Genomic DNA, 14,077 nt, shown 5'->3' on the forward strand with positions numbered 1-14,077 from the left:
GCCTGAAGCGGGCGCTACGCGCTGCCAAAACAGGACTCCGCTCCTCCCCCAAATCGTCATCCTCGCGAACGCGGGGATCCATTCGCATCTGGACTCAACAACTACGCCTCAAACCGGCTGCACATCCAGAATCTCGACATCAAAGGTCACTGTCTTCCCGGCCAGCGGGTGATTGAAGTCAACGTCCACCGTGGTGTCATGGATGGTCTTGACCACACCGGGCATCTCTCCGCCGGCCGCATCGCGGAAAATCACCAGCAGACCTGGCTCCAACTCCATTTCATTGAACTGGTCTCGCGCAATGCTCTGAATATTCTGCGGATTACCCGGACCAAAGCCGCGCTCTGGCTCTATCTGAAAGCTGCGCTGATCCCCCGCCTTGAGGCCGAATACGCTCTGCTCAAAGCCCGGCAGCAACCTACCGTCGCCTACCTTGAACGTGGCCGGAGATTTATCGGTGGTCGTGTCTATCACCTCACCACCAGGCAATTTGAGGGTGAAATGCAGCGTCACTTGGGTGTCATGGTTGATGCGCGTTTCAGTCATGGGTTTGCCTTTGCGGGTTTGGTTATGAACATGTCCAGAATCAACAGCGCTGCACCGACCGTTATGGCGCTATCGGCGATGTTGAAGGCCGGAAAGAACCAACTTTGCTGCCAGTGCACCAAAATAAAATCGACTACATGACCGTGCATGATCCGGTCGTACAGATTACCCAGCGCGCCGCCCAGGATCAGCGCCAGTGCAATCGACTCCAACCGCCTGCTGCGCGGCAAACGGGCCATCCAGATCACCAGCATGACACTCACGCCAACCGCAATCGCGGTAAAGAACCAGCGCTGCCAGCCGCCTGCACCCGCCAGAAAACTGAAGGCTGCACCTGGGTTATAGGCCAAGGTAAAGCTGAACAATCCATCAATGACCGGTAGCTGCTGGTGTAACTGCAACTGATTCAAGGCGACCCACTTGGTCAGCAGATCCAGTGCAATGACCAGTACGGAAATCCAGATCCAGCGCAGGCCTCCCTGACGCAAATCAGGCATGCTTGCGCACCTCACCCGGGCCTTCGATGTTATCTATGCAGCGACCGCAGAGTTCGGGATGCGCAGCATGTGAGCCCACGTCGGGGCGCAGATGCCAGCAGCGGGCGCACTTGGCGTGACCGGATTTGACGATACTCAGCTTTAAGCCCGGTAGTTCTGTTGTGACCGAGTCTGAGCCCGCAGCATCCAGCGGCGCAATAGCCGCCTGGGACGTAATCAGCACAAAACGTAACTCGTCGCCAAGGCGCGCAAGCTTGTCCGCAAGTGCTTCGTCGGCATGCAAGGTCACTTCCGCCTGCAGGCTGCCGCCGATGACTTTTTCCTTGCGCAGATTTTCCATCTCGCGATTCACTGCCACCTTCACTGCCATGATTTCTTCCCAGAATTCACGGCCGAACGCAGCACTCTCTGGCAACGCGGCCAGCTGTTCATACCAGGTATTGAGCATCACGGATTCGTTGTGCTCGCCCGGCAGGTGCTCCCACAACTCTTCAGAGGTGAACGCCAGGATAGGGGCTATCCAGCGCGTCAGCGCCTCCACGATGTGATACATGGCCGTCTGGCAGGACCGCCGCGCAGTGCTGTTGGCACCAGTGGTGTATTGGCGGTCCTTGATGATATCCAGGTAGAAGCCGCCCAGCTCCTGTACACAGAAGTTATGCACCTTCTGATACACGTTCCAGAACTTGTAGCTGTTGTAATCCTCGATGATCTCCTGCTGCAGCAGCAAAGTGCGATCAACTGCCCAGCGATCCAGATCCAGCATCTGCTCAGGATCGAGAAGGTGCTCTTTTGGATCGAAGCCGGTCAGGTTCGAGAGCAGGAATCGAGCGGTGTTACGAATACGGCGGTAGGCGTCTGCGCTGCGCTGCAGGATCACCTTGGAAACCGCCATCTCGCCCGAGTAGTCAGTCGAGGACACCCACAAACGGAGAATGTCTGCACCCAGGCTGTTGTTGATTTCCTGGGGTGCGACCACGTTGCCCAGGGACTTGGACATCTTGCGGCCGTTCTCGTCGACGACGAAACCGTGGGTCAACAGCGCCTTGTAGGGCGCGTGGCCATCGATGGCGGCGCCGGTCAGCAGGGATGAATGGAACCAGCCGCGATGCTGGTCGGAGCCTTCCAGATACAGGTCCGCACGCGGGCCCTGTTCGTGACCCATCGGGTGTGAGCCGCGCATAACGTGCCAGTGGGTGGTACCGGAGTCGAACCAGACGTCCAGCGTATCGCTGATCTTGTCATACTGCTCTGCCTCGGCACCCAGCAGCTCCTGTGCGTCTGCCTTGAACCAGGCCTCGATTCCCCCCTGCTCGACTCGCTTGGCAACTTCTTCGATCAGCTCGAGCGTGCGCGGGTGCAGGTCGCCGGTTTCCTTGTGCAAAAACAGGGGGATCGGCACACCCCAGTTGCGTTGGCGCGAAATGCACCAGTCAGGACGGCCGGCAATCATGTTGTGCAGGCGCTGCTTGCCCCAGGCGGGAACGAATTCGGTTGTTTCAATAGCGGCCAGAGCGCGCTTACGCAGGCTCTCGCCCTCCTTCGGCTCGGTATCCATGCCGACAAACCACTGCGCTGTTGCGCGGTAGATCACCGGCGTCTTGTGACGCCAGCAGTGCATGTAGCTGTGGCTGACCTGCTCGTGGGCCAGCAGACAGCCGACTTCTTCAAGCTTGGCGACCACATTGGGGTTGGCTTTCCAGATGAACTGGCCACCGAAGAATTCCAGCGATTCGACATACACACCATTGCCCTGAACAGGGCTGAGAATGTCGTCATTGACCATGCCGTAGCGCTTGCAGGTATGAAAGTCGTCCACACCATAGGCAGGCGCTGAGTGCACGATACCGGTACCCGCACCCAACTCGACATAATCAGCCAGATAAACTGGCGACTTGCGTTTATAGAACGGGTGATTGAAATTGATCAACTCCAGCGTGTCGCCGGTAGTAACAGCAACAACCTCGCCTTCACGGCCGTAACGGGCCAGACAGCTTTCGACCAGTTCTTCAGCCAGCACCAGCAATCGGTCACCGACATCAACCAGGGCGTAGTTGAATTCCGGATGCACGTTCAGCGCCTGGTTGGCCGGGATCGTCCAGGGAGTCGTGGTCCAGATGACCATCTGCGCCGGCTTGCTCAGCTCTGGCAGGCCAAAGGCGGCGGCGAGTTTGGCAGGTTCGGCGCAGGGGAAACCGACATCAATGGTTGGCGACTGCTTGTCGGCATATTCCACTTCAGCTTCAGCCAGGGCCGAGCCACAGTCGAAGCACCAGTTGACCGGCTTCAGACCCTTGAATACAAAACCTTTCTCGACCATCTTGCCCAGCGCACGGATCTCGCCCGCCTCGTTGGCATAATCCATGGTCTTGTAGGGATTATCCCACTCCCCGAGCACACCCAGACGCTGGAAGTCGGTCTTCTGGCCTTCGATCTGCTTGGCCGCGTAGGCACGACTCAACTCGCGGGTTTTAGCTGGCTCCAGATTCTTGCCGTGGGTGACTTCGATCTTGTGCTCGATCGGCAAACCATGGCAGTCCCAGCCGGGCACGTAGGGTGCGTCAAAGCCCGACAGCGTCTTGGAGCGGGTAATCATGTCCTTGATGATCTTGTTGACTGCGTGGCCAATATGAATATCGCCGTTGGCGTAGGGCGGGCCATCGTGCAGCACAAAGCTGGGCCGGCCGCGGCTGATCTCGCGGATCTTGCCGTACAGGTCGATACCTTCAAGACGCTTGAGCGTCTCCGGCTCACGGTTGGGCAGGCCGGCTTTCATCGGGAATGCCGTTTCTGGCAGGTTCAGCGTCGCTTTGTAATCAGTCATCTGGTCCAGGCTCACTTGTTTGAGTCAGAGGCCCATTGGGCGCGGGCAGCTGCAATATCTGCCGTGATAGCTGCCTGCAGGGCATCCAGGGAATCGAATCGCTGTTCGTCACGCAGTTTTTCATGAAATAGGACGGTGAGGTGGCGGCCATAGAGATTGCCCTTGAAGTCCAGCAGATGGACCTCGAGATGCGGCTGGCCATCACCTTCAACCGTGGGACGCATGCCGATGTTGGCCACGCCCTGATGTGACCCCTTGAAAGGGTCTTCGTCGAGCACCGCACTCACACGGAATACCCCCTTGAGCGGTGCGTGCAGGCGTTTTAATTGCACATTAGCGGTGGGTGCACCCAGGGTGCGGCCCAGCTGCTGACCGTACATCACACGACCGCTGATACTGAATGGACGCCCCAGCAGACGCTCAGCCAGCTCGAAGTCGCCGTCGGCCAGCACCTGGCGCAACCGCGTGCTACTGATGCGGTCGCCGCTCTCTGCCACCGTATTGGCCGCCTCGACGGTGAAGCCGTGGCGCTCGCCGCTACCCTCCAGAAAAGCAAAATCACCACTGCGATCGCAACCAAAGCGGAAGTCGTCACCCACTTCCAGATGCTTTACACCAAGGCCGTCGATCAGCACCTGCTGAACGAATTCCTCTGCGCTGAGCTCGCGTAGCCGGCGATTAAAGGCCAGACAAAGCACGCGATCAACCCCTTCAGCTTCAAGCAGCATGAGCTTGTCGCGCAAGCGGGTAAGGCGCGGGGGCGCGGCGTTGGGCGCGAAGTATTCCCGAGGCTGCGGTTCGAAAATCACCACACAGCCGGGCAGTCCCATACGGGCAGAGTGCGAACGCAGGCGCTTCAGAATGGCCTGATGCCCGGCATGCACACCGTCGAAGTTACCGATTGTCGCTACACAACCCCGATGCCGGGGGCGCAGGTTATGTAGACCGCGGACCAGTTCCATAATGCTCGTTGTTTGGCTGAGGGATCAAACGCGCGAGTATACAGGGTAAGCGGTGTGCGCGTCATGCGCAGGCGCCGAGTTGACCGCCAGGATGCTGGTCGAGATGGAACTCGACCCTCCGGGAAACCACCCCTGGGAATGGCCGAGTTCCACCTCGGCTTTCGGGGCTGCTGTCAGCCCTGACGCAGATGACGCATGCGCATTCCTGTGGCGATTAGCGTCAACACAAAGATACCTATGCCGGCGCCAACCAAAAGAGCCATCTCGAGCACCTTGCGTTGCCACGCCCAGGCGAACCACTGCTCGATACCCGGCACCATCCAAACGATAACCAATGCCATCGCGATGCAGGCTGTGACCAACCGGAAAGCGAACACCCCCCAGCCCGCCTGGGCCTGATAGATGCCTGCCTTGCGCAACCCCCACCAGAGCAGACTCGCATTGAGCACGGCTGACAATGAGGTTGCCAGCGCCAACCCAACGTGGGCCAAAGGCCAGATCAGGATCAGGTTGAAGCCCATATTGACCACCATGCAGATGATCGCGATCTTTACTGGCGTCTTGATGTCCTGGCGCGCGAAATAACCCGGAGCTAATACCTTGATGAGCATGAAGGTCATCACGCCTATTGAATAAGCTCTCAGTGCGGCGGCGGCTTGCAGAGTGTCGCGTTCAGTCATGGCGCCATAGTGAAACAGGGTGGCAATCAGCGGCTCAGCCAACAGCAGAAGCGCCAACGCGGCCGGCACGCCCACCAACAAAACCATGCGAATCGCCCAGTCGAGAGTGGCAGAAAACGCCTTGGGGTCCTCCCCCGCGTGCTGGCGGGACAACGCTGGCAGAATGACCGTACCAATCGCGATACCAAAGGCGCCAAGCGGCAGCTCTGACAGACGATCAGCGTAGTACAGCCAGGAAATGCTGCCCGTTTCCAGGAAGGACGCGAGCACAGTATCCAGCAGCAGATTGATCTGGCTTACCGACACACCGAACAACGCCGGTAGCATCAGGGTCATGATGCGCTTGACCCCCTCATGCTTGCGGTTGGGGCGCGGCATCGGCAACAGTTTGATCTGCGCAAGAAACGGCAACTGGAATAACAGTTGCACTACACCGGCAATAAACACGCCCCACGCCAGCGCCATGATGGGCTCGGCAAAATAGGGCGTCATCAGAACCGTCGCACCAATCATGCTCAGATTGAGCAGTACCGGGGTAAAAGCCGGCACGGCAAATCGACCGTAGCTGTTCAGTATCGACCCGCAGAGGGCAGTAAGTGAGATCAACAGCAGATAGGGAAAGGTGATACGCAACATATCGGTCGCCAGGGCGAGCTTTTCCGTATCGCCATGGAAACCCGGTGCAAAAATGGTTATCAGCACCGGCGCGCCCGCAACCCCCAGCGCCGTGATGGCAACCAGAGTGATTCCCAATGTCCCGGCAACGCCGTTCACCAGGTATTTGACATCCTCCAGACTGCGTTTGGCGCGATATTCGGACAGCACCGGCACAAATGCCTGGGCAAAAGCGCCCTCGGCAAAGAGTCTGCGCAGAAAATTGGGGATCTTGAAGGCGATAAAAAAGGCATCGGCTTCGGACTGGGAACCGAAATAGGCCGCAACCACCACGTCGCGCACCATCCCGAGTACACGCGAGAGCAGCGTCATGATGCTCACAACCATGCCTGAACGCAGTAACGTCGGGGCTTTGGGTTCGGGAGCTGCGGGAGGGACCTGCTCAGTCATGGATTCGAGTCGCCAGGTAAAGCCGCGATGATAGCCTCCCGACGTACTCTCTGGCGAGAACCGAGCCTTAGCAAAAGCTTGTGGCCGGAGCGTAAAAGCCTCAAGCTACTGCCCCACGGTAAACGGCCTGAAACTTCTGGTTTGCAGCCGATCGACACCCCTTGACATTGGTACAGGCTGGCGGCATAGTACGCGGCCTTATTTGTACCCTTATTCATAACGATTTTCTGAGGAGCACGACGGTGGCAAACTCACCTCAAGCCAAGAAACGCGCCAAGCAGGCCGAGAAGCGCCGCAATCACAACGCAAGCCTGCGCTCCATGGTTCGTACTTATATCAAGAACGTGGTCAAGGCTATCGACGCCAAAGACCTGGAAAAAGCAAAGACTGCCTACACCGCAGCAGTGCCGGTTATTGACCGCATGGCTGACAAGGGCATCATCCCCAAGAACCGAGCCGCTCGTCACAAGAGCCGCCTGAACGCACACATCAAGGCAATGGCTACCGCCGCCTGATCTGCGTTTCTTGTGGAAGAAAAAACCGGCCTTGAGTCGGTTTTTTTGTGGGTGTTGTTTAGAAATAGAAAAGGCGGCCCCATCCCGCACTAACGCCGAGACTCTCTTCTTTCGGACATTTCCAGAATTCCTATAGCAGCAAATCCAAAAAGAATGGAAAACCACATTCCTGCGACTCGAATCGCTATCGCGGTGACAGCTGCAACCTCCACCGAAATACCATAGACACCCAGAATCGCTATCAGAGAAATCTCCGTCGAACCGATGCCGCCGGGCAACATGGACGCCGCGCCAGCAAGCATCGCCAGCGGATAGCTACCGAATGCGCTCAGAAAAGGGATTGTCAGATTGAGCCATTCAAGCAGGTAGCAAAAAGAAAGAGCGGTAACCGACCACGCCAATAAGCCAAGCCCAAAAGAGAGTGCAACGTCAGGGCCGTTCATCCAAACCCGGCAGGATATGAGCCCATCCTCGACAACCTTCACCATCCCGCCCAACCGATCCATCCCGTACCTGACAACAAAACTCTCGATTACGTGCAGTGTCTGCGGGAAGCGTCCAAGCAGCAGAACCGCACTGGTGAAAAGCACTACGAAGATACCGCTTAGCCAAAGAATGCCGTGCTCACCAAATGCAGCCATACCCAGCAGAAACACTACGACCAGGTCGAACGATCTTTCATATACAAACGCCCCGAAAACGACCTGAGCAGGCACCGACTGGCGATCCAAATATCGGATTCGAATCAGCTCTCCTATCTTGCCTGGCGTTGCCGTAAAAGCGAAACCTGAAAGGTAAGCCAGATAACCGAAGATCCACCCCGTCCGATACCCGGCCCGCTTAAGCAACCAATGCCACCTCAGATAGCGGACGAACCATGACAAACATGCGAAACCAACCAATACTGGAAGAACCCGCACGACCTGGTCCATCAGCTTGAAAGTGTCGTTTCGGGTATCTGCCCAGATCAAGCCAAGCAAGTAGAGTGCAGACAGGACGATGAGCCCGAGTACGGCGCGACTGAAATTCAAACGTGATTACCGGAAAGAATAATATTTATGACCGAGATAACTAGTGAACACAGGAACAACAACCCCAATCGCGTGGGCTGCTTCGCGCGCAAACCTTTCAATCCCGAGCCACGGAAACACTACGAAAGCCAGAAACATGCTGAGCCCCCATGTCTGCAAAATCGCCACGAAGTTCACCAGAACAAACCACCCTGCAGAAAGCCGTAAAGACTGCCGGGTCTCACGGAACACGAACAATCTGGCCAACACGAAAGCGGTCACCATTCCGGTAAGGTAGGCTAGAACCACGGCAGTAGAAAAACTGGTCCAAACGTCATAAACAATCCGCGACGCCAGATTGACCAGCGCTGCGATGCCACCCGTTATTAGAAACGCCAGGAATTTTCCGGAAAGGAATTGCCGGATCATCCTGCGGCGTCTCTGGCGATTGCACGTCCGAACTTAACGCTTTCCGATATCCCCCTGTCTTCCGGGTAGTAATAGGACGTGTCAGCGACCCACAGTCCCGCTATCGGCAACTTGGGCGGAGGAAGCCTGCGCAGAAAACCCGGCTCGCAAATCGGTTGCGCGAAGCGATAGCGGCTGGCATGAATATCCAGGAAGTCATCATCATCCAAAGCCGGGTTGATTTTCTTGAGGTAGCTTCGCACCTTGTCCACGAAAACCGAATCAGGATCGGCAAACTTCCGGTGCTCTGCCGGCATGTAAAACGGCACGTAAACGATACTTTCTTCCAGGGGATACAAGTTCGAGTATTCGACCAAACCGGGTATATCCATGTCCGGATCATTGATATTCACCCAGAAATTCGAGCTGACCGGCTTGTTCAACTTCGCAATTACGCAAACGACGGCAATGTTCCGCACGGAACAAAAACGGTCTAGTAGCTCAACGAGCAGATCCGGGGCAATTTGAGGAATGTAAGGCAAAGGGATCGTGCTTATGACCCTTTCAAAAGGATCAAACTGGCCTTTCGCCTCGATACCACGGACGCTCCCCCCTTCCATAACGATTCGCGAAACCGGCGTATTGAGCCTGACCTCTCCGCCCCGCTCTTCAATCGACGCACGCATAGCTTGAAGGAGAGTGTCTGATCCGCCTTCAAGATACCCAAGCTTTTCCTTGAACAGATTGTATCTGGAGCGACCGATACGGCGGATGCGACTCCATATCCATGCCGCAGAAAGGTTATCTGAATAGTCGTAGAACTTGTAATCGAAAAGTTTGCGCCATAACACTTCGTACGCCTCTGGACCTACCCAGCGCTTGATCCAGCCCGTCGCCTCCACGTCATCCAGCGGCGTCCAATCATTGCGTTTGGTTGACAGAAAAGCATGCAATCCGTATCGAAACTTGGCGATCATGCCAAGCCCTCGAAATCTCAGCAATGCAACTGGATTGCCCCAGGGCTGAAGTTCACCCTGGTACCAGTAACCCATTCTGGTAGCCACCCAGTGCATCTTGTCCGTCAGATCCAGCTCCTCCAACAGCTCAAGAAATGCGTCGTCGGAGGTGCAATGGAAATGGTAGTAGCGTTCGATATTCAACCCAGAGAAGTTAAACGGAGCAGCCATGCCGCCCACTCGATCATCCGCCTCGAAGACAATCGGCTGATGGCCATCCAGCGCTAATTGATACGCAACTGCCAGCCCCATCGGACCTGCGCCTAAAACTGCTACGCGCTTACCCATATTCAGAACTCCAGAGCAATGTGGCTGTATCGGGGATCATTGAACGTCTCGTTGATCGCTTCCGCAAAAGGCGTGCACTGAACACCGAAAATAGCCGGCCAATCAATCACTTCAAACTCATCTTTGGCGGTTAACGCCGCCAGTTGCTGAGTCGTGAAAGGCGGATTTCTGTCGAACAGTGCCCATATCCAGAGTAGAGAATGAAACATGCTGTAGGGAATCTTGGTTATGACAGTCCGTGCGCCGGTCACGCGCTTGATGTGCCGAATAATATCTATGTAATCGACCTTTTCATGACCGGAGATGTTATAGATCCCGTCCGCTGCCCGGCCCTCCATGGCGCTAATGATCACGTTACAGAAATCTCCGACATATAATGGCTGCCGCATGTATTCACCATTACCAGGAATAGGAAATACGGGCACCTTCTTCATAAAGCGGGAAAGCCAGCCCAGATGCTTCCTGTCAAACCACCCGAACATCAGAGTCGGCCGGAGGATTGGGCACGAAATCCCGCTCTCCAATACCAGGTTTTCTTGCAGGATCTTGGTCCTGGTATAAAAATCGCCAGCAACAGAAACCACAACCGAGGAACTGATATGCACGAGCTTCGAAACCTGGTGCTCTTTAACTGCTGATAGTATCAATGCCGTAGCCTCGACATTGTTACGGAGAAACTCCTCGTACTCTGTTCCGCCAATCTGCGCCTGCAGCATCACTACCACTTTGGCGTCTTCGAAATGCTGTCGCCAATCGCCCGGCTGCGCCAAATCGACACACTCTGCCAGCACCCCGCCATGTACCGATTTCAACACATCCACGTTGTGTTGGTGTTTATCCAGCACAACGATGTTCGAACAGCCCTTGGCAATAAGCCTCGCCACCAGATTCTGACCAACCAGCCCGGCGCCCCCAGGCAAAACAATTTTATCGGTCAGCAACATCAGCGTAATCCTTGATCCAGTTGGTTGGTACTGATGGCTTTAGTCTACCAATCACTTAGCGGTGCCTGTAATTCGAAAAAATTACAGTGAACTCATCAGCGAAAGACCTCGTTGGCATCAGTCAAATGACATCATCAGCGTGATGGATCGCAGAGGACACCTGGCGGCTCTCCATAAACATAATGCTAGCCGCGGATTACAGACGGGTTCGTTTCAGTATGTCGTGGGGCATCGAGCGGATGATAAGCATGATCCACCACCAAAAACCGGGCACGTAAACAACATTCATTTTGCGCTCAATGGCTCTACGAATAGCTTGGCCAGCACGCTCAGGCGACACAGTGAGCTTTTTTGGTAGGTCAAGACCTGCGGTCATAGGGGTCGAGACAAATCCAGGCTTGATCGTTACAACATGAACTCCCACCTTGTAAAGCCTAGCGCGCAGCCCTTCACAGAACGTCGAAACTGCAGCTTTCGCCGCCCCATATACATAGTTGCTCTGGCGCCCCCTATCACCTGCCACCGAAGATATGACCGCAAGGGTTCCACTGCATTGGATCTCCAGATGGTTGGCGATCACCGAAAGCAACATAATTGTCGAGACCGCGTTGGTTGCGAAAGTATCCAGCAGCACACCTACATCGTTTTCGCATTTAGTCTGATCAGGGAGTGTGCCATGGGCGACCAGAGCAACATCTATATGGTGCAGCTCGCGAAGACAGGCATTCAGCATCTCGGGATGTGTATCCAGGTCGTTCACGTCCATCTTGAAGAGAATCACCGAGCTGGCACCCCGGACATCAAGGTCGTTCTTAATCTGCTCAAGCTTTTCTTCGTCCCGGCCGACAAGAAAGAAAGTGTGCCCCTGCTCCGCCCAACCCCGAGCACAAGCGACGGCGATGGCCGACGTGGCCCCTAGAATCAATATGTTCATTCTGTACTCTGTTCCCAATCAGGCTGGCGGGCCCGAACTTCCAAGTTTGAACGTATATTTGAGCACCTGTGGACCGCGCCCTCCTGAACGAAAGCCAACCCTACCTCAAAACTACCTTGTAGCTTGCCCACCACCGCGGCAATCGAGAACCCTGAAGCTGATAGCTTTTCATCGCCAAAATGATCGCCTATCTCAGGCCGTATTTCGGAGCTTGTCTCGAACCAGTGTGATACCCCTTCTGAGTCTTGCAGCACAAAGTAGGTTAATGCAGGCACAAGGGGTTGTTTTTCTGAGCTTATCAGCCAGCCACTTGCATGGAGAATTTCATCAGCAGCTGACACCCGATCCACAATTTTAAAAGCACCTTCACAGGTTACCATTCGCGTTTCTGCTTCGCTAAATAGGTTTGGCTCAGCTTTCGAAAATTTATAGATATCCTCCACCGCGAACTTGGAAACACCATCCAATGATTCGATCACTACGTGAATGTTTTCTTGCCAGAACCAACTCCCCCACGAACTGCTTGTCACTTGGACCGATTCCACTGATTCTGCAGATAAGTAATTTGTCCGCCCCCAGAAAAATCCGAATTGCTTAGTATTATTAATGAGCGGACTGACCACAAAGCCACTGCGAGCCATGGTCGCTATGAAGCGATAACTATAAGTTCTTCCATCCTGCAGCCGGACCACTAGCTTAAGCTGATTCGGCTTGAATAAAAAAGAAACAAGCCTGCCAAGGAGTGAAGGGGTGATATCCATGCTCATAAAAATTGGCGTATCTCGATGCGGAATAGTTACAAGCTCTCCCAGCCTGTAGGTTCCTTTGAAAATCTCTTGCCGAGACATGGAGTAACCGCTTGTGCGCTCAAGCTGTAAATGGGACTGAAGGAACTGCACAGGTTTATATCTCCCAAGCAGCTCCAGCCAACTTAAACCGTCTTCTATCGCAGGAAAACGCCCGTCAATGGGCTCCACATTAAAAAAAATGTTACCAGGTGCGCTATTACTAGCTAAATAAGCTCGGTTTTGCTCGGCCAACGAGTCCGTATAAACTGAATAACTCTGAAAGACTGGGCGGGGGGCCCAGTTGTTCCCCGAGGCTATGAGCGCCCACTGCTGATGGGAGTAAATATCAGATCCTCCTTCTAACAGTGGTATCGGAGAAAGTCTCCCGAGGTTTTCTAACGATAGATCGTAGGAAGCTTTAAGTGATGCCGGCTGGAAAAGCCTAAGATAGGCTCCATAGGCGGCCGCACCATAAACATTTTTATTAGATGAAAGATAGTCTCGCACTGGAGAGTGCAAGTAACTAGCGCTGATAAAAAAACCGCTCGTGCACGCAATAACAACCGCAAAACCTGAAGCTCGATTAAAGCGAAATAGCAAAGTGCAAATAGACACCAAAATAAGCACAATGCTAGCTATCAGAGCGTGATGGCCGTCGTGCCGAACAAAACTCGACTTAAAGGAAAGAAAAAGAATCAAGCAGAACATCAGAAATACGTATATTTTTTCCCAACGCGGCTGCTCTTGCAAGAGCACCGCCAGGGATATGGTGCAAGCAGCCGCCAAGTAAACTATGACTTCAAGAGAAGATCCCGTCAACGCCATGGCTTCAGTGTAACCTTGAACGATCGGCAGCATATTCGTAATATAAATCCGTAGTGTATCTAACGGCTGCTCTGCGATAAGCCACGCTGCAACTATAACGATAGGCGGGATGCACACTGTAAGCGTGGCCATAAGCCACTCTCGCCGGGCGATCAGCAACACCGCAGCCAAAACCATTACCGCTATGCAAGCGATCAGGAGGGTTCCCTTAATCAGGGGCAAGAAGCCAAGCGGGGCAAGCACAATAATCATCACGAGCGCACTTGCTAACCGGCTATGATATCTATCGCGAAGCCCAACTATCGCTAATCCAATCAAAAGTGGGAGCAAGAACAAAAGAGCATCTCTTGCGAAAAGGCTAGTTGGTAACGCCAGCGCCAATATTACCAGCGGGAGAGAAGAGCGCCTACCTGCCGCCATGAGAGCTGCTACCCAGCCGGCAAAGGCCAGAAATAAACTACCCCATACCATCAGTTCGTCCGTTGCCGGATGAAAGTACCGAGTAAAAACAGCCGCATAGGGGCCAAAGGTGAATATGATATCTTCACCGATCTTCATTCCTTCGGCCACACCTACGTTCATTCCCAGTCGCCACGAAGGATCAAGACCAGCCACAGGCATAAGTGGCAACAACGGAACCAAAACCGCGAGCATTGCAAACAACAACAGCCCTTTAGCAAAGAGATTCAACCATCGACCCGAAGAACTCGTGTTTTGATTAGCCTGACTCATAAAAAATCTCCCGCTACGCTGAGCGAAAAAGCGTATTCTCCGT

12 protein-coding genes are annotated in these 14,077 nt (G+C 54.6%); 1 reads left to right on the forward strand and 11 read right to left on the reverse strand.

Annotated elements, in window-relative coordinates:
- Nucleotides 1-108 precede the first annotated feature (108 nt).
- The 5 genes from fkpB to murJ all read right to left on the reverse strand — a co-directional run bounded on the left by fkpB (nucleotide 109) and on the right by murJ (nucleotide 6,574).
- Entirely contained in the window at nucleotides 109-546 is a 438-nt protein-coding gene (gene fkpB / locus FZF01_RS14960; protein WP_150278168.1) for an FKBP-type peptidyl-prolyl cis-trans isomerase, read from the reverse strand.
- A complete protein-coding gene (gene lspA, locus FZF01_RS14965) occupies nucleotides 543-1,043 on the reverse strand; it encodes a signal peptidase II (RefSeq protein WP_150278167.1) in 501 nt (166 codons plus the stop codon). The genes fkpB and lspA overlap by 4 nt, the downstream gene beginning before the upstream one ends.
- Entirely contained in the window at nucleotides 1,036-3,867 is a 2,832-nt protein-coding gene (gene ileS, locus FZF01_RS14970; protein WP_150278166.1) for an isoleucine--tRNA ligase, read from the reverse strand. The genes lspA and ileS overlap by 8 nt, the downstream gene beginning before the upstream one ends.
- An 11-nt stretch (nucleotides 3,868-3,878) precedes the next feature.
- A complete protein-coding gene (gene ribF / locus FZF01_RS14975) occupies nucleotides 3,879-4,829 on the reverse strand; it encodes a bifunctional riboflavin kinase/FAD synthetase (protein ID WP_150278165.1) in 951 nt (316 codons plus the stop codon).
- Nucleotides 4,830-5,002: 173 nt separating this feature from the next.
- Nucleotides 5,003-6,574, reverse strand: coding sequence for a murein biosynthesis integral membrane protein MurJ (murJ, locus tag FZF01_RS14980; protein ID WP_150278164.1), 1,572 nt, complete (start codon nucleotides 6,572-6,574; stop codon nucleotides 5,003-5,005).
- A gap of 242 nt (nucleotides 6,575-6,816) precedes the next feature.
- On the opposite strand from murJ, the gene rpsT reads away from it, so the two are divergent.
- On the forward strand, nucleotides 6,817-7,089 hold the full coding sequence (gene rpsT / locus FZF01_RS14985) for a 30S ribosomal protein S20 (protein WP_150278163.1): 273 nt from the start codon (nucleotides 6,817-6,819) through the stop codon (nucleotides 7,087-7,089).
- A gap of 89 nt (nucleotides 7,090-7,178) precedes the next feature.
- Here rpsT and FZF01_RS14990 read toward each other — a convergent pair whose 3' ends face one another.
- The 6 genes from FZF01_RS14990 to FZF01_RS15015 form a co-directional block, all read right to left on the reverse strand.
- Nucleotides 7,179-8,120: a lysylphosphatidylglycerol synthase transmembrane domain-containing protein gene (locus FZF01_RS14990; protein ID WP_150278162.1), complete on the reverse strand. Its 942-nt coding sequence runs from the start codon at nucleotides 8,118-8,120 to the stop codon at nucleotides 7,179-7,181.
- A 6-nt stretch (nucleotides 8,121-8,126) separates the two neighbouring features.
- A complete protein-coding gene (locus tag FZF01_RS14995) occupies nucleotides 8,127-8,528 on the reverse strand; it encodes a GtrA family protein (RefSeq protein ID WP_150278161.1) in 402 nt (133 codons plus the stop codon).
- Nucleotides 8,525-9,811: an NAD(P)/FAD-dependent oxidoreductase gene (locus FZF01_RS15000; protein WP_150278160.1), complete on the reverse strand. Its 1,287-nt coding sequence runs from the start codon at nucleotides 9,809-9,811 to the stop codon at nucleotides 8,525-8,527. The genes FZF01_RS14995 and FZF01_RS15000 overlap by 4 nt, the downstream gene beginning before the upstream one ends.
- Nucleotides 9,812-9,813: 2 nt before the next feature.
- Nucleotides 9,814-10,755 carry an NAD-dependent epimerase/dehydratase family protein gene (locus FZF01_RS15005; protein WP_223825474.1) on the reverse strand — a complete coding sequence of 314 codons (942 nt, stop codon included), beginning with the start codon at nucleotides 10,753-10,755 and terminating at the stop codon, nucleotides 9,814-9,816.
- Between the two features lie 196 nt (nucleotides 10,756-10,951).
- Complete coding sequence (locus tag FZF01_RS15010; protein ID WP_150278159.1) at nucleotides 10,952-11,689, reverse strand: SDR family oxidoreductase; 738 nt, start codon at nucleotides 11,687-11,689, stop codon at nucleotides 10,952-10,954.
- Nucleotides 11,686-14,034, reverse strand: a complete 2,349-nt coding sequence (locus FZF01_RS15015; RefSeq protein ID WP_150278158.1) for a hypothetical protein — start codon at nucleotides 14,032-14,034, stop codon at nucleotides 11,686-11,688. The genes FZF01_RS15010 and FZF01_RS15015 overlap by 4 nt, the downstream gene beginning before the upstream one ends.
- Between the last annotated feature and the right edge of the window lie 43 nt (nucleotides 14,035-14,077).

Source organism: Halopseudomonas salina (assembly GCF_008641105.1).